25 protein-coding genes are annotated in these 25,229 nt (G+C 66.2%); 11 read left to right on the top strand and 14 right to left on the bottom strand.

Annotated elements, in window-relative coordinates; translation table 11 throughout:
* The first annotated feature begins 139 nt into the window (after positions 1-139).
* The gene (locus EA473_RS04940) at positions 140-2,974 is read left to right on the top strand and encodes an ATP-dependent helicase (RefSeq protein ID WP_124194558.1); all 2,835 of its coding nucleotides are present in this window, start codon (positions 140-142) and stop codon (positions 2,972-2,974) included.
* 31 nt (positions 2,975-3,005) lie between these two features.
* Here EA473_RS04940 and EA473_RS04945 read toward each other — a convergent pair whose 3' ends face one another.
* On the bottom strand, positions 3,006-3,329 hold the full coding sequence (locus tag EA473_RS04945) for a nuclear transport factor 2 family protein (protein WP_124194559.1): 324 nt from the start codon (positions 3,327-3,329) through the stop codon (positions 3,006-3,008).
* Positions 3,330-3,454: 125 nt separating this feature from the next.
* Between EA473_RS04945 and EA473_RS04950 the strand changes: the two genes are divergently transcribed.
* From EA473_RS04950 to EA473_RS04965, 4 genes are all read left to right on the top strand, one after another.
* Positions 3,455-5,296: a Rieske (2Fe-2S) protein gene (locus tag EA473_RS04950; protein WP_124194560.1), complete on the top strand. Its 1,842-nt coding sequence runs from the start codon at positions 3,455-3,457 to the stop codon at positions 5,294-5,296.
* 111 nt (positions 5,297-5,407) lie between these two features.
* Positions 5,408-5,926: a DUF367 family protein gene (locus EA473_RS04955; protein WP_124194561.1), complete on the top strand. Its 519-nt coding sequence runs from the start codon at positions 5,408-5,410 to the stop codon at positions 5,924-5,926.
* A 24-nt stretch (positions 5,927-5,950) separates the two neighbouring features.
* Positions 5,951-6,100 (top strand): 50S ribosomal protein L40e, encoded by a 150-nt coding sequence (locus EA473_RS04960; protein ID WP_124194562.1) that lies wholly within the window; start codon positions 5,951-5,953, stop codon positions 6,098-6,100.
* Between the two features lie 256 nt (positions 6,101-6,356).
* Entirely contained in the window at positions 6,357-7,067 is a 711-nt protein-coding gene (locus EA473_RS04965; RefSeq protein ID WP_124194563.1) for a mechanosensitive ion channel family protein, read from the top strand.
* Positions 7,068-7,140: 73 nt separating this feature from the next.
* Here the strand turns inward: EA473_RS04965 and EA473_RS04970 are convergent, their stop codons facing one another.
* On the bottom strand, positions 7,141-7,749 hold the full coding sequence (locus EA473_RS04970; protein ID WP_124194564.1) for an MBL fold metallo-hydrolase: 609 nt from the start codon (positions 7,747-7,749) through the stop codon (positions 7,141-7,143).
* A gap of 161 nt (positions 7,750-7,910) precedes the next feature.
* Here EA473_RS04970 and EA473_RS04975 point away from each other — a divergent pair, with 161 nt between their 5' ends.
* The 4 genes from EA473_RS04975 (at position 7,911) to EA473_RS04990 (ending at position 9,945) form a co-directional block, all read left to right on the top strand.
* Positions 7,911-8,087 (top strand): DUF5786 family protein, encoded by a 177-nt coding sequence (locus EA473_RS04975; protein WP_124194565.1) that lies wholly within the window; start codon positions 7,911-7,913, stop codon positions 8,085-8,087.
* Entirely contained in the window at positions 8,087-8,659 is a 573-nt protein-coding gene (locus EA473_RS04980) for an endonuclease dU (RefSeq protein ID WP_124194566.1), read from the top strand. The genes EA473_RS04975 and EA473_RS04980 overlap by 1 nt, the downstream gene beginning before the upstream one ends.
* A 167-nt stretch (positions 8,660-8,826) precedes the next feature.
* A complete protein-coding gene (locus EA473_RS04985; protein WP_124194567.1) occupies positions 8,827-9,426 on the top strand; it encodes a uracil-DNA glycosylase in 600 nt (199 codons plus the stop codon).
* 153 nt (positions 9,427-9,579) lie between these two features.
* The gene (locus EA473_RS04990) at positions 9,580-9,945 is read left to right on the top strand and encodes a rhodanese-like domain-containing protein (RefSeq protein ID WP_124194568.1); all 366 of its coding nucleotides are present in this window, start codon (positions 9,580-9,582) and stop codon (positions 9,943-9,945) included.
* A 140-nt stretch (positions 9,946-10,085) separates the two neighbouring features.
* Here EA473_RS04990 and yciH read toward each other — a convergent pair whose 3' ends face one another.
* From yciH to EA473_RS05020, 6 genes are all read right to left on the bottom strand, one after another.
* Positions 10,086-10,379, bottom strand: coding sequence for a stress response translation initiation inhibitor YciH (yciH, locus tag EA473_RS04995; RefSeq protein WP_124194569.1), 294 nt, complete (start codon positions 10,377-10,379; stop codon positions 10,086-10,088).
* A 257-nt stretch (positions 10,380-10,636) separates the two neighbouring features.
* Positions 10,637-12,928: a transglutaminase TgpA family protein gene (locus EA473_RS05000; protein WP_124194570.1), complete on the bottom strand. Its 2,292-nt coding sequence runs from the start codon at positions 12,926-12,928 to the stop codon at positions 10,637-10,639.
* Positions 12,925-14,028, bottom strand: a complete 1,104-nt coding sequence (locus EA473_RS05005) for a DUF58 domain-containing protein (RefSeq protein ID WP_124194571.1) — start codon at positions 14,026-14,028, stop codon at positions 12,925-12,927. The genes EA473_RS05000 and EA473_RS05005 overlap by 4 nt, the downstream gene beginning before the upstream one ends.
* Positions 14,019-15,017, bottom strand: a complete 999-nt coding sequence (locus EA473_RS05010; RefSeq protein WP_124194572.1) for an AAA family ATPase — start codon at positions 15,015-15,017, stop codon at positions 14,019-14,021. Before EA473_RS05010 ends, EA473_RS05005 begins: the two co-directional genes overlap by 10 nt.
* A gap of 323 nt (positions 15,018-15,340) precedes the next feature.
* Entirely contained in the window at positions 15,341-15,535 is a 195-nt protein-coding gene (locus EA473_RS05015) for a cold-shock protein (RefSeq protein ID WP_124194573.1), read from the bottom strand.
* A gap of 96 nt (positions 15,536-15,631) precedes the next feature.
* Positions 15,632-15,907 (bottom strand): DUF7573 domain-containing protein, encoded by a 276-nt coding sequence (locus EA473_RS05020; RefSeq protein ID WP_124194574.1) that lies wholly within the window; start codon positions 15,905-15,907, stop codon positions 15,632-15,634.
* 175 nt (positions 15,908-16,082) lie between these two features.
* Between EA473_RS05020 and EA473_RS05025 the strand changes: the two genes are divergently transcribed.
* Complete coding sequence (locus EA473_RS05025; protein ID WP_124194575.1) at positions 16,083-16,277, top strand: hypothetical protein; 195 nt, start codon at positions 16,083-16,085, stop codon at positions 16,275-16,277.
* 103 nt (positions 16,278-16,380) lie between these two features.
* Here the strand turns inward: EA473_RS05025 and EA473_RS05030 are convergent, their stop codons facing one another.
* The 6 genes from EA473_RS05030 to EA473_RS05055 all read right to left on the bottom strand — a co-directional run bounded on the left by EA473_RS05030 (position 16,381) and on the right by EA473_RS05055 (position 23,552).
* The gene (locus EA473_RS05030; RefSeq protein ID WP_124194576.1) at positions 16,381-17,400 is read right to left on the bottom strand and encodes a 5,10-methylenetetrahydromethanopterin reductase; all 1,020 of its coding nucleotides are present in this window, start codon (positions 17,398-17,400) and stop codon (positions 16,381-16,383) included.
* Entirely contained in the window at positions 17,397-18,173 is a 777-nt protein-coding gene (locus EA473_RS05035; protein WP_124194577.1) for a coenzyme F420-0:L-glutamate ligase, read from the bottom strand. The genes EA473_RS05030 and EA473_RS05035 overlap by 4 nt, the downstream gene beginning before the upstream one ends.
* Before the next feature lie 160 nt (positions 18,174-18,333).
* Positions 18,334-19,014, bottom strand: a complete 681-nt coding sequence (locus EA473_RS05040) for a cytochrome c biogenesis CcdA family protein (RefSeq protein WP_243645187.1) — start codon at positions 19,012-19,014, stop codon at positions 18,334-18,336.
* Positions 19,011-19,586, bottom strand: coding sequence for a TlpA family protein disulfide reductase (locus tag EA473_RS05045; protein WP_124194578.1), 576 nt, complete (start codon positions 19,584-19,586; stop codon positions 19,011-19,013). Before EA473_RS05045 ends, EA473_RS05040 begins: the two co-directional genes overlap by 4 nt.
* Positions 19,587-19,671: 85 nt before the next feature.
* Positions 19,672-21,414 carry a hydantoinase B/oxoprolinase family protein gene (locus EA473_RS05050; protein WP_124194579.1) on the bottom strand — a complete coding sequence of 581 codons (1,743 nt, stop codon included), beginning with the start codon at positions 21,412-21,414 and terminating at the stop codon, positions 19,672-19,674.
* Positions 21,411-23,552 carry a hydantoinase/oxoprolinase family protein gene (locus tag EA473_RS05055; protein ID WP_124194580.1) on the bottom strand — a complete coding sequence of 714 codons (2,142 nt, stop codon included), beginning with the start codon at positions 23,550-23,552 and terminating at the stop codon, positions 21,411-21,413. Before EA473_RS05055 ends, EA473_RS05050 begins: the two co-directional genes overlap by 4 nt.
* A gap of 219 nt (positions 23,553-23,771) precedes the next feature.
* On the opposite strand from EA473_RS05055, the gene EA473_RS05060 reads away from it, so the two are divergent.
* Positions 23,772-25,199, top strand: coding sequence for an NUDIX domain-containing protein (locus tag EA473_RS05060; protein WP_124194581.1), 1,428 nt, complete (start codon positions 23,772-23,774; stop codon positions 25,197-25,199).
* Positions 25,200-25,229: the final 30 nt, after the last annotated feature.

Below are 25,229 nucleotides of genomic sequence, written 5' to 3' on the forward strand. Positions count from 1 at the left end.
GATCGGTCTGTCGTTCCCGCCGATCCCAACCCGTCCGCTCCCGACGTGAGCGACTGATCTTCACCGCCCACGTGGTCTCGGCTTCACTTTCACCCCGCTGTCCAAACCCTCTTACCCGCCGGGACCCCAGGCGGGGACAATGGCTGGGTTCGACGGCCTCGAGTTGCCGGTTTCCGACGAGGACCTCCCGTTCGATCCGGACGCCGTCGAGATCGAAGACGGCGACGTCCTCGAGTTGCTCGAGCCCGCGGTAACGCAGTGGTGGATCGAGGAGTTCGGCGCGTTCGTCCCCGAGAACGGCGGCTTTTTCACGCCACCTCAGCGCGGCGCGATTCCGAAGATCTCCGAGGGGACGAACACGCTGATCGCTGCACCGACGGGATCCGGCAAGACGCAGGCGAGTTTCTGTTCGATCATCGACGAACTCTACCGCCGGGACCGCGAGTCCGCTGACGGGCTGGAGAACTCGGTGTACTGTCTGTACGTCTCGCCGCTCAAATCGCTCGCGAACGACATCCACCGCAACCTCGAGGTCCCACTCGAGGGGATCGAACGGATCGTCGAGGAACGGGGCGGATCGATGGGCGAGATTCGCCACGCGATCCGCCACGGCGATACCCCCTCGAGCGAGCGTCAGAAGATGCTCGAGGAGACGCCACACATCCTCAACACGACGCCAGAGACGCTCGCGATCCTGCTCAACTCGCCGAAGTTTCGCGAGAAACTCCGGACCGTCGAGTACGTCATCGTCGACGAAATCCACTCGCTTGCCGAGGGAAAACGCGGGACCCACCTCTCGGTCAGCCTCGAGCGACTCGAGTCGATGGTCACCCACGACATCACGCGGATCGGCTGTTCGGCGACGATCGAACCGCTCTCCCGCGTGGCCGAGTTTCTGGTCGGCTGCGAGCGGTCGCACGACTCCACTGGGGCGGGCGAATCGGGATCGCAGTCCCGCGAGCAGACGGGAAGCGAAGCGAGCTTCGAACCGCGCGAGTACGACGTCGTCGACGCCCGATTCGCCCGCGAGTTCGACCTGTGCCTCGAGTGTCCGACCGACGACCTCGTCAACACGCCCCGCGAAGTCGTCCAGGACCGCTTTTACCGGATGCTCCACGAGCACGTACAGGGGCACACGAACACGATCGTCTTCACGAACACGCGATCCGGAGCCGAACGGGTGTTGCACAACCTGCGCGAGCGCTTCGACGCCTACGACGAGGAGAACTCGGGCTGTCACCACGGCAGCCTCTCGAAGGACGTCCGGAAGGGGATCGAACGGCGGCTCAAGGAGGGCGAACTCGACGTCGTCACGTCCTCGACGAGCCTCGAGTTGGGGATCGACATGCCCCACGTCGACCTCGTCGTCCAGGTCGGGTCGCCAAAGAGCGTGGCGGCGCTCCTCCAGCGGGTTGGCCGCGCGGGCCACCGGGTCGGCCAGACGGTGACGGGGCGGGTGATCGCGTTAGACCGGGACGAGTTGCTCGAGTGTGCGGTCATGCTCCGAAAGGCAGAAGAGGGTTTCGTCGATTCGGTGTCGATCCCCGAGAACGCACAGGACGTCGCCGCCCAGCACGTCTACGGGATGGCAATCGCGGAGGTTCGACCGGAGGCGGAGCTGAAAGCGACCCTCAGACGGGCCTACCCGTACCGGAACTATTCTGAAGAGGAGTACGAGTCGCTGATTCGGTATCTCACCGCCGAGTACGGCGGCATGGAGGAGAAAAACGTCTACGCGAAGATCTGGCGCGACGAGAACGACCCACCAGACGGCGAACACCACTACGAGGCGTTTCCCGTCGGCGAAACGCTGATCGGCAAGCGCGGCCGCCTGGCGCGGATGATCTACATGACGAATATCGGGACGATTCCGGACTCGTTCACCTGCGACGTCCACACCCGCGCGAGCGACGAGTGGGTCGGCCAACTCGACGAGGAGTACCTCGATACGCTCGAGAAAGGCGACGTCTTCGTCCTCGGCGGCGACCACTTCGAGTACCGCTACCGCCGCGGATCGAAGGTGTACGCCGACCGGACGAGCGCGTCGCCGACTGTTCCCTCCTGGTACTCCGAACGATTGCCCCTGTCGTACGATCTGGCTCGAGAGATCCTCGCATTCCAGGGGGAACTGCTCGAGCACTACGAGGCGGGCGGCCCGCCGCGGGTCCGCGCCTGGTTGCGCGAGTTTCCGCTCGACGACGACAGCGTTCGGGCGATCTCCCGACTGTTCGAGTACCAGCTCCGGTACGCCGGCCCGGAGAGCGTCAGCACGACCGATCGACTCGCGATCGAGGTCCAACGCGACCGCGAGGAGTACGAACGGCGCTACTACGTCCACTCGACGTACGGGCGGCGGGTGAACGACGGGCTCTCGCGGCTGCTCGCCTACCGGTGTGCACAGGAGGCGACGGCGAACGTACAGGTCGCCGTCGCCGACAACGGCTTCGTGCTCTCGATGCCGCTCAACCGAAAGGTCGACCTCGAGGGGATACTCGCGGATCTCGAGGCCGATCAGGTCCGTGCGGACGTCCGCGCGTCACTCGCCGGCACCGACCTCCTGAAGCGGTACTTCCGGATCAACGCGACGCGGTCGCTGATGATCCTCAAACGCTACAAGGGCTACGAGAAGTCCGCGAGCGAACAGCAGGTCTCGAGCGAGATGCTGCTCGGATTCGCCGAGGAGTTGTCGGAGTTCGCGGTGATCGAAGAGACCTACCGCGAACTCCTCGACGACAAACTCAACGTCCCGGAGATCGAGGAGATCGTCGAAGCCATCGACGACGGAGAGATCGATCTCGAGCGACGGCTCCTCGATTCGCCGACGCCTCGTGCGTTCGGACTCGCGACGCTCTCTGCGAGCGACGTCGTCCTCGCTGAGGACGAAAGCGCCGCGTTGCAGGCGTTTCACGAACGCGTCCTCGAGGAGATCGGCGAGGACTCCCTGGCCGGGCTCACGGGCGATTCTGCGGAATAGCAAGCGCTCGGAGAGCGGTTCCGCTCCAAACTCACCGCGAGTACGTCTCGAGTTCGACGATCCGCCCGTCCTCGAGTTCGAAGAAGTCGGCGAACTCGAACAACTGGGTACGCGATTCGAGCACCCGGCCCCGGGCTGCGACCGTCTCCCCGCCGTCGACGATCGAAACCAGTTCGTGAGTCGTGTCGGGATTCGGCCTGTCCTCTCGCATGAATTCGACGAACGAGTCGCGATCCGCGAACGTTCGGTCGGGTCGTCGCTGGACGAATCCCGGCGCGAGGAGTTCCTCGAGGGCGTCGTACTCGTGCTCGTCGAGCGCGTCGTAGTACCGCTCGACGATGTCGACGGAGTCCATGGATCGCAGTTTCGCGGCCACGTTCAAAAGCGTACCATATACGGCCCGCCCGCTGGAAAATACATCTTCAGCTACAAAAACGGCGTTCAGCGAACCCTTACGTCGATCGACGTGTTCGATGTCGTATGGCGACCACAGACGACTTCGAGCCGATCGGGTCGGTCGAGGAGATAACGGAGTCGGGCCGCGAGCTGACGAGCATCGACGGCACGCCGATCGCCGTCTTCTTCCACGAGGGCGAGTTCCGGGCCGTGAACAACCGCTGTCCACACATGGGGTTTCCGCTGGTCGAGGGAACCGTCGACGACGGCGTTCTCACCTGCCACTGGCACCACGCGCGGTTCGAACTCTCCTGTGGTGATACGTTCGATCCGTGGGCCGACGACGTGCCGACGTATCCGGTCGAGGTTCGCGACGGAACCGTCTACGTGAATCCGAATCCACCCCGGGACCTGCCGCCCGAGGAACACTGGACCGCCCGCCTCGAGACGGGACTCGAGGAGAACGTGCGGCTGGTCGTCGCGAAATCGACGATCGGACTGCTCGACGCAGGCGTCGACTACCGGGAGCCCGTGGCGACGGCGCTCTCGTTCGGCACCGGATACAGGGAGTCCGGCTGGGGGTCCGGCCTGACGATCCTCGGATGTATGGCCAACCTGATGGACGACCTCGAGCCAACCGATCGAAAGCGGGCGCTGTACACCGGCGTCCGACACGTCGCCGACGACTGTGCGGGCGAGCCGCCGAACTTCGATCAGCCGTCGTTTTCCACCGACGAGGTGGCGTTCGACCGTCTGAAGACGTGGTTCCGAGACTGCATCGAAGTTCGGGACCGCGACGGGGCGGAACGCTGTCTCCGCACCGCCGTCGCGACGGGCCGGAGCGAAGCGGAACTCGCCGAACTCGTCTTCTCGGCGGCCACCGACCACCCGTACCTCTCGGACGGCCACGTCCTCGACTTCGCGAACACGGCGTTCGAGACGCTCGAGCACGTCGGCGGCGGAGCGACGACCGCCGACTCGCGTGCGGCGTCGGAGTCGGTCGCCGGGGACGCGCTCGCGGCGCTCGTCGAACCGCTCGCGAGTGCGACGCGCAGCGACGAGCGGTCGTCGTGGCGACAGCCGGTCGACCTCGTCGCCCTGCTCGAGGACGTTTACGGTGGCGACGTCGGCGAGACGAGCGGTCTCGAAGAACTGGTCGACGAGGGTGCGGGAACGTCCTGGTCCCGACCCGACGGATTCCAGTCGATCCTGCTCGAGGACGACCCCGAAGCCATCGTCGACGCGCTCGCGACGGCGGTGCCCGAGGGGGCGACGAGCGAGGAACTCGCCGCCGAGGTCGCTCACGCGGCCGCGACGCGGGTCGCCCAGTTCGGGACGGCGAACGAGTTCGGCGACTGGAACACCGTCCACCACACGTTCACCTACGCCAACGCAGTCCACGTGGCGACCCGCCGGACGGACGCGATCGAACTCTATCGCGGCGTCTTCGACGCCGCGTTCTCGGTGTACCTCGATCGCTTTCTCAACACGCCGCCCGCGCCGATTCCGGAGCCGGGTGACGAGGACAGCGGCCGGGATCCGGACCGCGTCCTCGAGGATCTGCGCGAGACGTTCGACGTCGACGGCGAGGTGAACGAGGCGGGACGACTGGTCGCCGAGTTCCTCGACTGCGGCGGCGACCCCGATTCGCTGAAGCGAACGCTCGGTCACGCGCTGTTGTGCGAGGACGCCGGATTTCACACGCTACAGAACGTCGAGGCGGCGTTTCGCCAGTTCGACCTCGCGGAGGCCGCGGCCGGTTCGGGTGACGACGGTGACGACGAGATGCTCGAGCGCCGGCGCTCCGTTCCCCTCGTCGCCACCGCCCGATACCTGGCTGCACACACCCCGACGCGGCGGGAAGCCGAGCAGACGTTCACCATCGCCGCGCGACTCAACCGCGGCGAGTCCATCCACGAGGAGTAACGATTCGCCGCGACTCGAGAGAGCGACGCTCTTGGCGGTACCCGGGCGTCGAGAGGGCGTCACCCGCGGCGGTCCGCGGCGCTTTTCTTCCGGCTCCCCCTACGAACGCTCGTGGAGTGTCACGTTTACTACGAGGGGGACGACGATCCCAAGAAGTGTACCGCCCGTCGCCTCGAGAAGTTCGACGAGGCGATTCTCTACCGGACGATGGATCAGGTTCCCTACGGAGTCGTCCTCAACCCCCACGCCGAGCAGGCGCTCTCGCCGGCGGACGTCGAAGACGGTCTCGGAACGCTGGTGGCGCTCGATTGCTCCTGGGAGTCAGCCGAAGCGGCCTCGTTTCGGATGAACGGCCTCCATCGGGCGCTCCCCTTTCTCGTCGCCGCGAACCCGGTCAACTACGGCCGCCCGTTCCAGTTGACCACCGTCGAGGCGCTCGCCGGCGCGCTCTCCATCCTCGGCGAACCCGAGCGTGCGGCCGAGATCCTCGAGCCGTTCCGGTGGGGTGAGACGTTTCTGACCCTCAACGAGGAGCCGCTTCGTCGGTACGCCGAGTGTGCCGACTCGAGCGAGGTCGTCGCCGTCCAGGACGACTACCTCGCCGACGAAGACGGCGATCACAGCGGTTAAATGCGCGTCGGTCCAACGGCGGGTATGGCCAGTTTCGACGCCGCTGAGAAACGAACGCTCGAGAAGATGATCTGTATGCGCTGTAACGCCCGCAACCCGAAAGACGCCGACAACTGCCGCAAGTGCGGCTACGGAAACCTTCGACCGAAGGCGAAAGAAGCCCGAGCAGCGTAACGGGAGTTCGCCGTCTCGTCCCTTCGGAATCGTCTCTTTCTCGCTGGCAACTATTACCTAACAGATATTCGACACCGAGCCGGTCGAGACGCTCGATCGAATTTCGACTGGTTTCTCGAGCCTGAGCCGACTGTCGGATCGGATCAAAGGAGTTAATCCGTTTCTGTTACATCCATCGAGTATGAATTTCACGATTAGCGGACTGTCTCGTATCGAAGAAGTAGCGCGCGCGCCGGTCTCGGGGGGTGCCCGATAGATGCAACCGCTTTTCATCCAGGGGGTCCTCGAGCAGATCCAGGCGAACATCGTCAACTTCATCGACTTCCTGCCGACGCTGTTTGCGGCGATTCTGATCGTCCTCGCCGGCTTCGCCGTCGGAACGTTCCTCCAGCCGATCGTGAGCCGAACCGCCCGCCGAATCGAACTCGACGAAAAGGTTCGCCAGACCCCGTTCGGGCCGCTGTTCCCGGACGAGGAGGGAGCGGTGTCGAACGCGCTGGGGGCGATCGTGAAGTACTACGTCCTGTTGATCGCGATCTTCGCAGCGGCGGAGTGGATCGAACTCCAGTTCGTGACGACCTGGCTCGAGAGTGCGATTTCGTACCTGCCGTCGCTGGTCGCCGGCGTCGTCATCCTGCTGGTCGGCTTCTTCGTCGCCGACCACGTCGCGAACACGGTTCGGCGCTCCGAGGTCGCTCGCGAGTCCGGTTTCTCGGCCGCTCTCGCCGCCGGGACGAAGGTGTTTCTGTACTTCGTCGTCGTCGTCATCGGTCTCGACACGATGGGCGTCCCCGTCGCCATCCTCTACACGTTCGCGCAGGCGTTCGCCTTCGCCTTCGGCCTCGCCGCCGCCATCGCGATCGGCATCGCCTTCGGCTGGGGTGGAAAGGACTACGTGAGCGAGAACATCGACGGCTGGCTCGAGAGTTCGAAAGACGTCGCCGGCGACGATCAGGCCGACGACTGAGACGGATCGCTGGTCGTCGTCGCACACCCGTTCGCCAGCCGGCGCTGTACGATCGGTGTCTCAATCGTTTGCTTCAATCGTCGTACTTCGGTTTTCGTTCCCTGGCGCGCTCGAGGGCCGTCTCGACGACGTCACGGACGTCACCGGAGAAGACGTCTCCGTGACCGGCGTACATCCGAGAGACGCCGTCGGGCAACCGCTCGAGTAGCGTCTCGATGCTGTCGATGAGCCGTTCGCGGGACTGGCCGGCCATGTCGGTGCGGCCGAAACTGCCGTAATCGAACGCCCCGTCGTCGTGGACCACGACGTCGCCGGAGAACAGCGACGACTCCGAGACGAACGAGAGGTGATCGTCCGCGTGGCCGGGCGTGTAGACCACGTCGAACGTCTCGTCGCCGATCGGCACCGTCTCCCCGTCCGAGAGTGACTCCGTCCGCGCCGGGTGATGTGCGTAGGCGTAGACGTCCGGATCGAAGGCGTCGACGACGGCCTCGAGTTGCTCGACGTGATCGCCGTGTTGGTGAGTCAGGACGATCGCGTCGACGCGGTCCGTATGCGATCGGATCTCGTCGACGACGCCGTCCCACGCGCCCGCGTCCACGAGCGTCGTCTGCTCGCCGATTGCCAGAAACGCGTTGCAGGTGAACGTCTCCGCATCGTCGGTCACGTGGTGAACTTCCATAGTCGGACACTCGAGAGCGGACGCCAAAATGGTGCTGTTCGAAGCGGACGGTGGTGGCAACGATTTCTCGACGCGTTCTCGACTCTCTTTTTTTTCACGAACGACGGCCCCACACCCATCACCGCGGAATTTTTCAACTGGAGGCCCGTAGACAATCGTGTATGGGATTCGGGAGCTACGACGAATCCGAGCAACAGGAAGTGGACGCTGATTTTGACGAAGACGACGGAGTCAAATCCGGAGAAAGCAGTCACGACGGAACGATCGAGTTCGAAAACGGAGCCTCGAGCGACGAACTACTCGACCGACTGAAAGAGATCAAAGACGACGACGGGTGATGAAGTCCGGGGTGCGGGCGCTGGGCGTCGCCGAATCGTACCGGGGCGGTCGGGACCACAGCACGCTCGCCGGGGCGGTCGTGCGTGCCGATGGCGTGCTCGACGGACTCGCCTACGAACCCTGCACCGTCGGCGGCACAGACGCCACCGACGCCGTCGTCACGCTCGTCGCCGACCTCGAGCGACCCGACGCCCGGTACGTCCTGCTCGGCGCTATCGCCCCCGCATGGTACAACGTCGTCGACCTCTCGCGGGTCCGGGAGGCGTGCGAGCGCCCAGCGATCGCCGTGACGTTCGAAGCGAGCGACGGCCTCGAGTCCGGACTCCGGGAGGCGTTTTCCGGTCGGGAACTCGAGGCCCGCCTCGAGATCTACCGGAAACTTCCCGACCGTCGGCCGGTGTCGATCGACGGTGAGACGGTCTACGTCCGGTGTGTCGGTTGCGAATTCGAAGAAGCTGAGGAGGTCGTGAGGGCGTTCACGTCGGCGGGCGGTCGGCCGGAGCCGATCCGCATCGCGCGACTGGCCGCACGCGCGGCGGATCGGTACGCGCCGTCGAACGATCGAGTGTAAGACCGGCGGACAGCAGTCGGTGTGGCGGCGGTCTGGAACTCGCGATCTCGGATACCGACCGCACTCGAGGGACCGATCGTCACGACGGGTTGTCCGATCAGACCGATCCGTATCGGTCCGTCGTCGGGACCCGAAAGACGTAGTAGTCGGCCGTCTGTCCTACCGGTATGGGATCGATGGAGGACCTCCGTGTCAGTGCGTGTACGCGCTGCCCGGAGCTGGTCGACTCTCGGAGTCAGATCGTCAACGGGGCGGGGCCTGAGGACGCCGATGTCCTGTTCGTCGGCGAGGGACCCGGCGCACAGGAAGACGAAGAGGGTGAACCGTTCGTCGGTCGCAGTGGCTCTGTACTCGACGAGCAACTCCGGATCGTCGGACTCGACCGCGACCGGATCCGGATCACGAACTGCGTCCGGTGTCGACCGCCGGAGAACCGCGACCCGACCAAAGACGAACTCGAGAACTGTCGGGAGTACCTCGAGGCCGAAATCGATCGTCTCGATCCGGACGTGATCGTCACGCTGGGGAAAGTACCCACCGAACACCTCCTGGACCGGTCGGTCGCCGTCACGAAGGAGGCGGGCTCGCTCGAGGACGTCCGTATCGAGGGGACGCCTCGACGACTCCTGATCTGTGTCCACCCGGCGGCGACGCTGTACGACCGAAGCCAGGAGGAGACGTTCGCGGCGGCGCTCGAGCGGGCGGCCGAGCTGGCGGACGTCGACGCGAGCAACGGGAGCGGGCAGACGCGACTCGACGGATTCTGATACGGATTACTATAACTGCGTACCGGAGCGACCGCGGAACAGCACCCGGTCGCTCCGGTAACGACTCCCAGTAAACCATGGGGTTCTTCTCACTATCGTAGCCGACCGAAGCCAACAGTGGTCTTAACCTGACGGAGTTCGAACGTGGGCGTGATGGACGGCGAAATCTCGACAGACGAGGTCAACGAACTCCTCGAGGCGGATGCCGACGTACACGTCGTCGACATTCGCGACGAGCGAAGTTTCGAACACAGCCACATCCCCGGCAGCGAGAACGTCCCGTTTCACGAACTCACGGCGCGCATCGAGGAGTTCGAGGACGCGGATCGAATCGTGACCGTCTGCCCGCACGGCAAGGCAAGCGTCCAGGCAGCGAAACTTATCGGCTCCTACGAGGGGAGCGCAGACGCCACCGTCGAGAGCATGGCGGGCGGACTCGAGGAGTACGGCATGAAGTACGGACTCGCCCGCGAGGTCGAGACGGACGACTCGAGCGCAGAAACCGAATCACCGTTCTAGTCCGAACCCGAATACGGACAGTCTCGTGAGACGTCGAATCGGTAAGACGCAGCTTTCGATCGGCTGCTGTCCGGAAAACGGGAGCGGTCAGACGTCGATGCGTGCGTTGGGATCGGAAGTCGTTTCAGATCATCGCGGGCTCATGCGACGTTGAAGCCGCGATCCCGAAGGAAATCCTCGATGCGGCCGGAGTGGTTGCCCTGGAGTTCGATGTGGCTGTCTTCGACCGTGCCGCCACAGGCGAACTTGGACTTGAGATCCGACGAGAGACTGTCGAGGTCGACGTCCTTCGGATCGAATCCTTCGATGATCGTTACCTCTTTTCCGTATCTGCGCTCGTCAATGCGGATGGTGAGTTGCTGTTGTCCCTTGGCCACGTCTTCACAGACGCAGAGTTCCTCGGGCAGCCCGCACGTCGAGCAGACTTCCGACATTACGTCCGTCAGTACGAAATGGCCATATTAAACACTATCGGGACCTGCGCGCCGTCGTGCGGTTCTTTTTGAACCATCGAGGAGTGTACCGCCGACTGATACGGTAAACTGTCCCGATGAACCGTGAGAGGGCGACTCATCGCCGCTCGCACGACACCGGGGGCAAACGGTACGAACGATACGGATTGCTGTATCTGTGTACCGGAGCAACCGAGTGCTGTTCCGCGGTCTTCGGTACTGGCGTACAGTAACCCGTATCAGTCGCCGATCGACAGGCGTTGCCAGACCAGTTCGTCGACGGCTGCGATCGCCGCGTCTGCTTCATCGCGATCGACCCCACCGCCGTAGACCGCACGCTCGTAACACTCGAGAACCGTCTGTGCGCGCGGATCGGCCGCGAGCCCGCCGTCCCGTTTTTCTGCGAGGTCAGCGAGGTACTCCCGTGCCGACTCGTCGTGTCGGCGAGGGCGGTACTCGCGTGCGAGCAGTCCCTCGAGTCGACGGAAAGTGCGTTCGGCGTCACGGTCGGGATCGCGGCGCCGTCCGTGCCAGAACAACCCGATCGTCCGCCGGGCGTTCGCCGTCGCGCCCGTCCGGTGGACGCCGGCAACCAGCCCACCTGCGAGAACGAGGGCGATCGTCGCCATTTCGCGCGTGATCGTGACGTCGGGGAGGATCGACTCGCGTTCGTCTTCGTCGTCGCGTTCGGTCGACGTGTCGATGAGCTCGGCGGGGGCCTCCGGCGGTGACTCCGGATCGCCCTCGTCGCCGTCGGTGGTGTCGTTGTCCGGTGGCTGGTCGGATTCGTCCTCGTCCGGTTCGGGGTCGGTCGGTTCGTCCCCGTCCTCGTCTTCGTCTGTCGAAGCGTCGGGCTCGTCGGCGTCGTCTTCGACCTCCTCGTCTTCGTCTTCAGCGCCGTCGAGGGCCTGCTCGAGGTACTCGTCGTGGACCGAATCGCGCTCGCTGCTCGGCGTCGGTTCGAACGCGACCCATCCCTTCTCGGGGAAGTAGACTTCGACCCACGCGTGAGCGTCGAGCCCGCGGACGGCATACTCGTCGTTGTCGACCGGTTCGCCGCTCGTGTATCCCGTCACGTACCTGGCCGGGACGTCTTCAGCTCGCAACATCTGGACCATCGTCGTCGCGAAGTAGACGCAGTAGCCCTCGTCCATCTCGAGGAGGAACTCCTCGGCGACGTTGCCGTCCGGCTTCTCGACGTCGAGCGAGTACTCGTAGGACGAGCGCATGTATCCCTCGATCATGGCTGCTTTTTCGTACGGTGTCTCGGCGTCGGCCGTGATTTCGGCCGTCCGTTCCTCGAACTCGCTCGAGGTTCCTTCCGGCGTCTGGAGGTAGTATTCTCGAACCTCCGGTGGATAGTCGGTTCCGGCCCGCTGCAGTTGGTCGGGGTTGCGATCGACGGCTGCACTCTCGACGACGTAGCTGTCGCCTTCGATCAACGTCGTCGTGGGGTGAACCTGACCGTGTCTGGATACCTCGGTGTAGTCGGTGACGTCTCCCTCGATCGAAACCGGGTGCGGTGCCGTTGGCATGACCCCTAGTTCGGTCTCCGCGGTGACGACGTGCTGGTGGCGATCGGTCGCTCCTGGCGGCGACGCGAGTTCACCTGCGTACGGTCGCTCGATCCCCGTTCGGACCCACTCGTCGCCGGTAAACCGATCGTACACTCCCGTCCGCCAGTAAGACGGCCGTTCCGACTCGACCGTGAACCTGACTTCCGGAGAGAGATCGACCTGACCGGCGATCGCCGATCGCTCCGAGGCCGAGTCGACCGTCCCCTCGAGGGTTCCGTCCGTCGTTCCACCCGCCGTCGACGGCGTCGCCGGTCCGGCCGGGACGAACGTCACCGAAAGCGAGAGCGCGACGGTGAGCGCAAAGAGGACCGCGATCAGATCGGCCTGGGCGACGGAGCCACCGCGACGCTCGAGTTCGCCGAAGCCGACGGCACCGATCGCGCCGAGCGTGCCGAGTAACGTGACTCCCGTCCCCGCGTCGCCCGTCAGGACGAGAAACAGTAACGCGGCGCCGCCGGGGATCACGCTCGCCCCGTACCGCCCGCGCAAGACGAGATACCACGAGAGAAAGACCGGGGCGGGGACGAACGCGAGCGACCAGACGCCCGCGTCGATCATTCGGAGCACGGGGAGACCGGTCGCGATCTGTAACGCGTCTTCGACGACTGCGCCCGCTTGCGAAACCATGGTCACAGCGCCGACGCCGCTCGTTTCGAAGTAGTAGGCGAATCCGACCACGGCGGCGACGGCAGCGGCGATCGTCGCAGTTCGTGGCCGAATCGCCCGCGCCAGAACCGTCGCCCCGACGAGCACGGTCGCGACGAGAGCGAGCAATGATCGCGAGCCGCCGACGACGCGCGTCACGTCGAGGAGGACGCTTACGTACGACGCCGTCAGGACCAACACGCACCCGAGCGCGAGCAGTCGGAAGACACTGGGACCGACCGTTCCGTCGGCATCGACCCGCACCGTCGACCCGCGGGTTCCCGGATCGGATCCGTGACCGGAACTCACGCCAGTGCCCCCCGTCGATCGTCGTCGGCTCGTTCGCTGTCTCCGGACGTTTCGTGATCGTCTTCCGCGAGATGTGCTGGACGACGGTCGGCGTCCTCGGGGCTCCCCCTCTCCGGGTCGGCGCACAGCCGATCGAACGGAATCTCCTCGCCGTCGACGACGACCGTCGTTCCTCCGACGTCGGCCTCGACGAGAACGTCGGCGTCGGCCCGAGTCCGGTCGTCGAGTTCGCCGGCCTCGACGACGGCGAGCATCTCCAGCAGGGTCCGCCGGTGTTTCCGCCCCGACCCCGCCGGCTGGTCGTCACCCGGAAGCGCGAGGCCGACCTCGGCTCCCGCCTCGAGCAGGTGGTCTACGACGCTGGCGGCGGCGGTCGCCAGTTCCTCTTCGTGACCCGACGCGGCCGTGGCGGCGACCGTGACCGCTTCCTCGTGTGTCTGGTCTGCGTACTCCGTGACGAGCAGTCCGCCGTCGGGTCGCTTGGCAGCGGACTTCCAGTGAACGTCCCGAAGGGGGTCCCCGCGGCGGTACTCGCGGAGCCGGTCGAACTCCCCCCGATGGCCGCGAGCCGCCGTCGCGGATCGCGCCATCAATCGATCGACGCCGCCTCCACGGAGGTCGCGAACGCGTGGATAGACGACGACCGACGCAGCCGACCGGTAGTCGAATCGGCGCTCGACCAGGCCGAGAACGTCCGTCACGGTGATCGACACCCCGCCGACGTACTGTTTCCCCCGCTTCTCGAGCGTCAGATCGTACGCCAGTCGCGTCTCCTCGCCCGCTTCGAGCGTCGTCTCGAGTCGGGTGGTCTCGGGGGTCGAGAGCCCGTCGCCGACGTCGACCTCGATCGTCGCCGACATCGTCTCGTCGGCTTCGACCCGTCGTTGCACCGTCCGCACGTCGCCGACGAATCCGTCGTCGACGCCGGGTTTTCCGACGGTCGGAGCGCCGATTCGGCCGATCGCGAGCAGTCCCGCGACCACTGCGATCGAGGTCGGGACGACCACGGCGTTCAGTGACCGCGGGCCGTACTGCCAGCTCATTACGAGCGCGAAGCCGACGACGGTGACGGCGGTCCAGCCTCGTCTCGTCAGTCGCATCCCTCAGTTACCTCCTCGACCGGAACGCGTTCCAGACCCTCCCTGACGACGTCACGGCCATCACGGCCGCGATCCGTCGTCTGGATTCGGTGGGAAAGCACCACCGGTGCCTCGCGCTTGACGTCGTCGGGGATAACGTACTCCCTGCCGTCGGTGACCGCTCGCGCCTGGGCCGCCCGAAGCAACGAGATCGTCCCGCGGGGGCTGACGCCGAACTCCGCGTTCTCTCGGGTGTACCCGGCCAGGCGGGTGGCGTAGGCCCGAACTGGTTTCTCAATACGGATTCCCGTGACCGTTTCGCGGGCACGGACGACCGTCTCGCGATCGGTGACCGGTTCGAGCGACTCGATCGGGTGATGACCGACCGTCCGCTCGAGCATCTCGGTTTCCTCGTCCGGATCGGGGTAGCCGAGCCGGAGTTTCTTCATGAACCGGTCGAGTTCGGCGAACGGAAGATCGTACGTTCGATTCGGCTCGACGGCGTTCTGGGTCGCGATGACGGTAAAGGGATTCGGCAGCGTCCGGGTTTCGCCGTCGACCGTGACCTGCCCCTCTTCCATCGCCTCGAGCAGCGCGGTTTGTGTCTTCGGCGGCGCGCGGTTTATCTCGTCGCCGAGTACGATGTTTCCGAAGACGGGGCCGGCCTGAAACTCGAATTCGCGGGTTCGCTGATTGAAGACGTTGACGCCGGTTACGTCCGACGGGAGGAGATCCGGGGTAAACTGAACGCGACGGAACGAACAGTCGATCGACGTCGCGATCGAGCGGGCGAGCATCGTCTTACCGACGCCGGGAACGTCCTCGAGCAGCACGTGGCCGCGTCCGAGGATGGCGGTGATGACGTGCTCGATCACGTCGTCGTGACCGACGATAACCCGGGAGACGTTCGCCTCGAGGTCGCGACAGAGGCTCGCGGCGCTCGAGACAGAGAGTGGGTCGTCGGTGGGCGATTCGGCGGTCATGTCGTGAGTCGGGTCGACGTCAGTCATCGATTGCGTGGAGGGCGTTTCCGGACGGCGATTCGATTCGCGTTCGTCCGTGTTCGGTGATTGCGTACCATATGCGTTGTGCCACCGAAACGGCTGCCGGTGGAAACACGGGTACGTACGTTCGGTGTGGCTACGGCACTGACGGTGAAAAGAATACCCCCTCGTTCGAGCCGAAAAACGCAGTCGCTACCGATACCGGTGAGAGAGCCGAAAGCCGGTACTCTCTCGTTCGCCCGGACCGACTCGTCCCGTTCCAGACGTCGACTATCCGGACGAACTCGAGGTGGGTATCGGTTCGCCCGGAAGTTCAGTCTGGACGGATACTACAGTCGTTCTACGTTCGTTGCGCGCGGGCCCTTATCGGCCTGCTCGATGTCGAACTCGACTTCCTGTCCCTCTTCCAGATCGGGACCGCCGACGTCTTCCATGTGGAAGAACACGTCCTCGTCCGAATCCTCGCTCTCGATGAACCCGTAACCGCCAGTGTCGTTGAAGAATGCGACCGTACCTTTCGCCATTGCACCTTTACAGAACCACGACTGAGATATAAATGTTCGGGGGAGACGAACGACAGCGTCCGGAACGTGGGGATGTGAACCCGAACCGACCGATGGCTACCACTCCTTGCAGGCCGAACAGACGAATCCGCCGTCCTCGCGCCAGACACGGTCGGTTTCGTCCTGGCAGTTCCCACAGGTGTACGTCCCCCAGGCGTACGTCGAACGCGACGTTTCCGGTCGGCTATCGCTCGTATCGTCGCCATCGGATTCGACGTCTCTCGAGTTCTCACCGTCTCCCCCGGCACACGAGCCGTCGTCTTCGGCACACAAGCTGTCGTCCTCGTCGCTCGAGTCGATGCCGAACTCGGAGAGCGTCGCGTCCTCGGTCACGCGCCGACGTACGGACGGGGCCGGCTTATACGGTTCGACCGACGGCCAGGTCTGACGGAGTCGCGCTCGGACGGCAGTGACGGACAACAGACCGTCTGACGTCGGATCACAGTGACACCGTCCGTCGCGAAGCTGGACCGGCACGGCCAAGTACCACCGACGACAATCCCCGCACATGGAATCCGCCGTAGCGTTGAACGTCATCGTGGACAACATCGTCGAGATGAACGAACTCTTCAGCGACGTCGCGATGGGTGATGGGCTCGCGCCGCTGCTCGTCCTGGCTGGGACGCTCATTATCGTCTTCTCGCTCGGCGTCTTCGGCGCACTGACGCTCGGGGCCGTCGGCAGCCTCCTCACCCCGAACTGAGACGGATCGCTGCCCCTGTTTCCGGCTGAGTCGGTAGACTTGTCGTTGTTTCACCGGTAGAGACGAAAGCGGTCCGTATAAATCGAATTCTCCGGCGTTTGGGTCAGGTCGCTCGCTCGAGCGCCTCGCTCGCGCGGGAGACGGCGTCCTCGAGGTCGGGGCCTAACGGCGATCCCACGACGATTCCGTCGACGTACTCGAGGGCCGCTTCGAACCGTTCAGCGACGGTTTCCGTCGTTCCCGCGATACAGAAGGCGTCGATCATCGGGGGCGTCACCCGGTCGAACGCCGCTCCGAGGTCCCCCTGCTCTAAGGCTTCGCTCACCGCGCTCACCGCGTCGGGGTCGACGTCGTGGCGTTCGACGACAGGGTCGGCCGCACCGCCGGCGATGAACGCGACCGGGGGGCGTGCCGCCTCGCGGGCGTCGGCTTCGTCCGCGGCGACGCTGACGCTCGCGAACGCCAGCGCCTCGAACTCGCCGTGCTCGGCGGGTCGATCCGCTTTTCCCTGGGCGATCTGATCTGCCGCCCACTCGAGGTCCCGCGGATGAGCGGCGTTGATCAGGACGCCGTCGGCGTGCTTTGCGCTCATCCGGAGCATGTGCGGTCCCTGCGCGCCGACGTAGACGGGGATCTCCGCGGGCTCGAGGTTGAGCGAGGCGTCCCGTGCGGTAAACGTCCCCTCGTGGGTGACGGTGTCGCCGGCCCAGAGATCACGAGCGACGTCGAACGTCTCGAGGACCCGGCGCAGCGGTCGGTCCCGGTCGATTCCGAGGTTCGAGAGGGTGGACCGGTCGCCGGCCCCGACGCCGAAGACGGCCCGCCCGTCGCTCACCTCGTCGATCGTCGCCGCCTGCCCGGCGAGTTTCACCGGGTGGCACTCGTAGGGGTTGACGACGCCCGGCCCGAGTCGGATCTCCTCGGTCGCGCCGGCCATCCGCGAGAGCGCCACGAACGGATCGCGATTGAAGTAGTGACAACTCGAGAAGGCGACGTCGAACCCCTCCGATTCGGCGTGGGCCGCGATTTCGGCCACCCGGTCCGGCGGGTGTTCGGGCGTGAGTTCGATACCCCACGTGGGCGCGTCGGTCGAACCGATCTCGGTCCCGTCGGGTTCGGTCATTCGTCTCCCCTCCACTCCCAGCGGCGAAGTGCCTGTCGGACGAGATCGTCGTCGACCGACCTGAACAGTTCGTCGCTTCCCTCGAGGTCGCCGAACTCCCAGTCCCGGACGACGACGGCGGGCGTGCCCCCGGCTCCTTCACCGGCGACGAGGTTGGCCGCCGCCGAGAGTTCGTCGACCACCGACTGGACGGTGACGCCGAGTTCGCGTCCGTCGCGGTCGCGTTCGCCGCGCCAGTCCCGGCTCGCGGGCATCCCCGCCCAGCCGAGGGCGACGCCGCGCTGGCCGTGGCGAAACGGCCGGCCGCAGGTGTCGGTGACGATCACCGCGACGTCGTCGATTCCGCGCTCCGTGAGCCCGTTTCTGATCCGTTCGGCGCTGTGGGTCGGTCGCTTCGGCAACAGGAGGAGATCGTGATCCGGCACGTTCGATCGGTCGATCCCCGCGTTGACGCAGATGTGACCGAAGCGCGTCTCGGTGAGCAAGAACGGTGCGTCGATCAGTAGCTCCGTACTCTCCTCGAGGACCGCCTGTGCAAAGCGCGGATCTTTCTCTTCGCCCGTGATCGCTTCGATCCGATCCGCGAGTTCCCGTGCGCGACCGCTTTCGGGGTAGTCGTCGAGGTCCGCGGTTCGTCCCTCCGCTTTCGAGACGATCGTACTCGCGACGGTGAGTACGTCGGCCGACTCGAGGGTAGCCCGATCCGCGATCAGATCGGCGAGGTCGTCACCGTTTCTGATCTCGGGGAGATCCCTCACTGGCTCGAGGTGCATATCGGAGGGTGGGCGAGCGGCGTGAAAAACGCACCGTCACCGGCCAATGGTGGCGGTGTGATACGGATTGCTGTCCCCGGTTACCGGAGCACCGCGGTGGCGCGCCCGGTCTCCGGTACCGACGTACAGTAAACCGTATGAGAGCTGGAGCCGGTGGTGATCAGCCCACCTGCGGGATGACCTCGAAGACGAACCCGAGGTAGTAGCCGGCGACTACGAGCAGTATTCCGCCGGTAGCGCGGTTGATCGGGCCGCTATACTGGGCGAGCGTCCTCGTTACCCGCCGGCCGAACGGTTCGGAAAGGAGCGCGAACGCGAGAAGCGGCGCACCGATGCCGAGCCCGAACGCCAGAAATCCGAGCACGCTCTCGAGGTGGGTGTCGTACAGCACCGGCGAGCGGGCGAAAAACAGCGAGATGGTCGCCGGATTACAGGGGAGTACGATCGCGCCGAAGAAGAATCCGTAGCTGAACGCCGACGCTGCGGGATAGCGCGACTGTGGCGGCTCGAACGACGGCAGCCTCGAGAATCGCGTGGGATCGACGAGCAAGACCCCCCCGACGACCGCGAGGACGGCAAACGCGACGGGCGAGACGTCCGCGACGACCCGGTTGACCGACTCCTGAAGGACGTACGTGAACACGACGCCGACGGCCGCCATAAACGCGAGTACGCCGGCGACGACGAGGAGACCGAGAAGCGCCACCGACCGACTGCGCTCGCCGCCGTCGGTGCTCGCGAGGTAGGCGATAAACGCGGGATAGAGCGGGATCACACAGGCCGCGGTAAGCGGCGTCGCGACGCCGAGCAGGAAGTGCTCGACGAACCCGGCGAGCGTCATGGACAGGTGTCGTCGATCCCGTTCCGTATCTCGCTTGCGGACGCGACTTTTTCGACCGTCCCGGTCGTTCCGTCCGGACAGACGACGACCAGCGGCGACTGGGCGTGGACCGAAATCTCCCGTCCGAACTCGTCGACGAGCGCCTCCGTGAACGGCTCGGGAGCGGCTCCGAAGGTCCACTCGTACCCGTTCTCCTCGGCGTGAGTTCTGATATCCGCTGGATCGTCGTTGCCGTCGATCACGAGGTCGACGAACCGGACCTCGTCGCCGACCGCCGCGTGGCTCTCGGCGATCTCCTCCTGTTGGCTGTTGCAGGTCGGACAGAACGGTGCGAACGTGTGGACCACGACCGGCTGATCGATGCCCGCGATCGTGAACGACGCGCCGGTCGTCACGTCCTCGAGGGTCGTTTCCCGCCAGTCCACCGCCTCCGCCGAGTCGTCACCGTCCGCGTCCGCGTCTGCGGACTCGGATTCGGACTCGGATCCGGATTCGGCCTCGAGACAACCTCCGAGAGCGACGGCGGCCCCTGCGGTGACGACGAGAGCGCGACGAGTGATCGGCGGGACCATGTCTGAAACGTGTAGCCGAAGGATAAAATACGTGTTCGAATGTGCGTGACGCACGCACACCCGATTTGGTGTCGACTCGCGACCGTCACTCCTCGCGGTCGGCCGGATCCCCGTGACCGCCGCCGCCCGGCGTCCGGACGGTGACGGTCGTTCCCGCGTCGACATCGACCGTCGTCTTCGCCGGCACCGACTCGCCGTCGATCAGGTTCTCGCCGGGCGCGCCGTCCTCGCCGCCCGCGACGCCTTTCGGCCCGTATCGTCGCCGCTCGGTGAGCAGCGACACCGTCGCGTCCGTCTCGACGGTGACCGAGCGCTCGAGGCCGAGTCCCCCTCGATACGTTCCGTTGCCTCCGCTGTCGGGCCGGAGCGCGTACCGATCGACCCGGAGCGGGTACTCCGTCTCGAGTGACTCGACCGGCGTGTTGAGCGTGTTGGTCATGCCGACCTGCACGCCGTCCATCCCGTCGCGGTCGGCGCGAGCACCGAAGCCGCCTCCGATCGTTTCGTAGTAGGTAAACGAGTCGTCGCGCCCGCCGATCGTCAGGTTGTTCATCGTCCCCTGTCCCTGTGCGGGGACGCGATCGGGTGCGGCCTCGGCGAACGCGGCGAAGACGACGTCGGTCACCCGCTGGCTGGTCTCGACGTTGCCGCCGACGACCGCCGCTGGCGGCTGCGGATCGAGCAACGACCTCTTCGGCACGCTCACCCGTATCGGCTCGTAACAGCCCTGGTTCGGCGGAATATCCGGATCGGTGAGACATCGGACGACGAAGTACACCGCGCTCTTTGCGACCGAAAGCGGCGCGTTGAGATTCCCCTCGAGTTGATCTGCGGTTCCCTCGAAGTCGACGTCGATCGTCGCCCCGTCGATGGTCACCGCGACCTCGAGTTCGATATCTTCGTCGGTCACCCCGTCGCCCTCGAGGACGTCGGTCGCCTCGTAGGTGCCGTCCGGAAGCGCCTCGATTTCGGATTCGATCCGCTCGCGCGAGTACTCGATCACTGCGTCGAAGCCGTCCCGGACGGTTTCTCGGCCGTGTTCGTCGAACAGCGCGGCGAGTCTGGTCTCTGCGCGGTCGTTCGCCGCGAGTTGGGCCCGAAGATCTGCACGTCGCTCCCGCGGATTCCGAACGTTCGCCAGCACCAGCGATCGGACGTCCTCGCGGACCTCGCCGTCGGCGACGAGGCGGATCGGCGGGATTCGAATCCCTTCCTGGTAGATCTCCCGCGAGTCCGCGGGCATGCTCCCCGGCGTCGCCCCGCCGACGTCCGCGTGGTGTGCTCGAGAGACGGCGTAACCGACGATATCGGGCACGCTATCGTCGTCTTCGGTGTCCTCCTCGTCTCCGTCCGTCTCGTCACCGTCCATCCGGTCTCCACCTGTCCCATCTGCAGTGCCGTTTTCGCCGCGGGTCCCGCCACCCTCCGTGTCGGGCCGCCCGCCCGCCGGCGCGAGCGGCGAGACCATCGTCACGTCCGGTAAGTGAGTGCCGCCGGTGAACGGATCGTTGAGGACGAAGACGTCCCCCGGGCTGGGATCGCACTCGCGGACCGCGTCGACGGCGGCGGGCATCGCGCCCAGGTGAACCGGAATGTGTTCGGCCTGTGCGATCATCCGCCCGTCGGCGTCGAACAGCGCCGTCGAGCAGTCTCGGCGCTCTTTGATGTTCGGCGAGTACGCACCGCGAATGAGCGTTCGTCCCATCTCCTCGGCGATCCCCTCGAGCTGGTTGCGAAGCACCTCGAGCGTGACCGGATCGAGGTCGCCGCTCGTGTCGGAACCCGGCGTCTCCGTCCCCGTCCGGTCTTCCGGATCCGGTCCCGTCATCGGTCGGCCACCTCCCCTCGCGTCATAAAGAGCGCTCCGTCCGCGTCGATCTCACCCGACCACTGCGGCGGGACGACGGTCGTGCTCTCTGCCTGCTCGAGGATCGCGGGTCCCGATACCGTCGTTCCCGCCTCGAGCCCGTCGCGATCGTAGACGGTCGTCTCCCACGCGCCGGTCTCCGAGAAGTGCACCTGCCGGGTGCCGACGAGCGCGCCGCCGTCGCCGTCGTGGGCGACGGCCGGTTCCGTCCCGGGGACGGTCGCCGTTGCCCGGAGGGTGACGAGTTCGATCGATTCGTCCATCGCGTAGCCGTACGTCCGCTCGTGGGCCTCGTGAAAGCGGTCTGCGACCGCGTCGGCGTCGAAGGGGTCGCCGACGGGGACGGTCAACTCGAAACTCTGACCGGCGTACCGGCAGTCGGCCGCTCGCTCGAGGCGTGCCCGGCCGGGGTCCGAGGCGTTCGCGAGAACCTCTGCGACGAGGTCGTCGTAGACGGGCTCGACGGCGTCCCGCTCGGCTCTCTCCGGACCCGCGTCGGTCTCCGCTCGCGGGCTCGAGGTGTCGGCTGCTTTGTCCCCCGACCGCTCACTCGCAGTCCCGTCGAGAGCGAGACCTACCGTTCGGGCGGCGTCGTAGCTCTCGTCGGCCGCGAGGAGGCCGAACGCCGAGAGCACGCCGCTCGGCCGCGGGACGACGACGCGGTCGATCTCGAGGGCGTCGGCCAGCGCCGCGGCGTGCATCGGCCCCGCGCCGCCGAACGCGACGAGCGCGAACTCGCGGGGGTCGTGGCCGCGCTCGACGGTTACGCTCCGGATCGTCCTCGTCATCGTCGCGTTCGCCACGCGGTAGACGCCGTGGGCCGCTTCGAGCGCGCTCTCGAGGCCCGCCTCGTCGGCCAGCCCCTCGAGGGCGGCGTGAGCGGCTTCGACGTCGAGGGTCATCTCGCCGCCCAGCGCGGTGTCGGGACCGATGTACCCGAGAACCACGTTCGCGTCGGTCACGGTCGCCTCGGTTCCGCCGCGGCCGTAGCATGCGGGCCCGGGCTCGGCACCCGCAGACCGTGGCCCGACGCGGAGCGCACCGCCGTCGTCGACCCACGCGATCGAGCCGCCGCCCGCGCCGACGGTGTTGACGTCGACCATCGGCGTTCTGATCGGGAGACCGTCTATCTCGGCCTCGGTCGTCCGTTCGGCCCGCCCCTCCCGGACGAGACTGACGTCGCTCGAGGTGCCGCCCATGTCGAACGTGACGAGTCCCTCGACCGCGGTCTCGTCGACCGTCGCCGCCGCGCCGACGACTCCCGCCGCAGGTCCCGACAGCGTCGTCGTAACGGCGCGTTCGCGGACCGTCTCGGGATCGGCGATGCCGCCGTTTGCCTGCATGATCCACGGGGCCGGAAGGCCGAATTCGGCGGCCTCCTCGACCAGCCGTCCGACGTAGCCGTCGATCGCCGGCCGGAGGTAAGCGTCGACGGTTGTCGTCGACGTGCGTTCGTACTCGCGGAACTCGGAGAGGACCTCGTGGGAGGCCGACACCGGAACTGCGAGCCGATCGCGGAGAACGTTCGCGACGGTCCGCTCGTTCGTCGGATCCGCGTAGGCGTGGAGGAGACAGACCGCGACGGCTTCGACGTCCCGTTCGCGAAGCGTCTCTGCGAGTTCCCGGACGTCACCCTCGTCGACCGGTTTCTCGACGCCCGCCGGCGTCGTCCGTTCGTCGATCTCGAACCGACGCTCGCGGGGGACCAACGGCTCGGGCTTCTCGGCCTCGAGGTCGTAGAGGCTCGGCCGATCCTGGCGGCCGATCTCGAGGACGTCGCGAAAGCCGGCGGTGGTGACGAGCGCCGTCTTCGCCCCGTCGCGCTCGAGGAGGGCGTTGACCGAGACGGTCATCGCGTGGGCGAAGTCCTCGACGTCGCCCGGATCGATCCCCGCGTCGTCGCAGGCTTTCGAGACGCCCTCGAGGACGCCGACGTGCTGGTCGTCGGTCGTCGCCACCTTGGCGGTGACGAGGCGATCGTCGATCGAGAGCGCCACGTCGGTGAACGTCCCGCCGACGTCGACGCCGACCCGGACCGCATTGTCGCTGCGCTTCGATCGGGGCGTGGCCCCGTCGTCTGTCAGTTCCTCGCTTGCCATCGATACGTCCGCTTTCGAGCCGAGACGCTTAAAGCGTCCCCGTCACCGGCCGGAGATCGTTCGAGGCGCGCTCGGCCCGGGGTTGCGACAGTCCGCCTCCGAAAGCGATTCAAACGGATTACTGTACCTGTGTCCCGGCGCACCCGCCGCCCGGGTCGCGGGTTCGCCGGCAATGACGTACAGTAAACCGTATCAGCGAGCGCACTCGTGTGGTGGCACATGAACGATCTAGCGGGTGAAGACGGCGACGATGGACCGACGCACGTCGTCACCGCGTTCCTCCGCAACGACGGCGACGTGCTGTTGATGCGTCGCAGCGACGCGGTCGGAACCTACGCCGGCCGGTGGGGCGGCGTCTCCGGATACGCCGAGGGAGATCCCGACGAACAGGTTCGCGTCGAAATCGCCGAGGAGACCGGCCTCGAGGACGACGTTTCGTTCGTCAGGTCTGGTCGGCCGGTCTCGGTCGAGGATCCGGCACTCGAGCGCGAGTGGGTCGTCCACCCCTCTCTGTTCGATTGCACCTCACGAGCGGTCGAACTGAGCGAGGAACACGACGCGTTCGAGTGGATTCAACCGACGGAGATGCTCGTAGACGATCTTGGAAGTGGGGATCACGGCGGCGACCGCGAGACTGTCCCTCGACTGTGGACGGCCTACGAACGGGTCGCACCGACGGTTCGATCGATCGCGGCCGACGACGACCACGGTGCGGCGTCGCTCTCGATCCGAGCGCTCGAGGTCCTTCGGGACAGGGCGGGGTTGCTCGTCTCGGAACGAACGACGGACGACGCGAACCCGACGAACGCGAATCGGTCGGACGCGAACCCGACGAACGTCGATCCGGCCGGCGAGTGGGAGGAACTCGCCGCACTCGCGGCCCGACTGCTCGAGGCGCGGCCCTCGATGGCGGTCCTCCGGAACAGGGTGAGCCGTGCGATGGCCGAAGCGGACGAAGCCGACGGCAGGGACGAGCAGGGTGCGCCGGCCGTCCTCGCGTCGACGGTCGACGGAATCGACCGAGCGCTCGCGGCGGACGCCGACGCCGCGGCGAACGCGGCGGATCGCGTCGACGGCCGTATCGCGACCCTCTCGCGGTCGGGAACGGTCAGTGCGGCGATCCGGAAGGGAACCCCGTCTCGGCTGTTCGTCGCCGAATCGCGGCCGGCACGCGAGGGCGTCGACGTCGCCGAGGAACTGGCGAGCGATCCGGCCGTCGACGCGTCCGTGACGGTACACACCGACGCGGCCGCCGCTCACGTCCTCGCGGACGAGGAAATCGACCGTGTCGTCGTCGGCGCGGACACCGTCCTCCCCGACGGCTCCGTCGTGAACAAGACCGGTACCCGAACGCTCGCTGTCGCGGCCGCTCGAGAGGGCGTCCCGGTGACGGCCGTCGCCGCGACGGACAAGGTCTCGACGCGCGAGGGCGTGAACCTCGAGTCGGGCGATCAGACGGCGGTGTACGATGGGGACGCCGCCATCGACGTCCTGAACCCGACGTTCGACGTGACGCCAGCCGACTGCGTCGAGGAGGTCGTCACCGAGGACGGCCGCCTCGAGCCCGCGGCTATTCGCGCCGTCGCCGAGACGCTGGAGCGCCTCGAGTCCTGGCGGGACGGCGAGTCCACCGGGGGCGAGCCGTAACGCCGAAGCGACGGTGCGGGTGAGCCACAA

It is taken from the genome of Natrarchaeobius chitinivorans (assembly GCF_003841505.1).
Taxonomy (GTDB): Archaea; Halobacteriota; Halobacteria; order Halobacteriales; family Natrialbaceae; genus Natrarchaeobius; species Natrarchaeobius chitinivorans.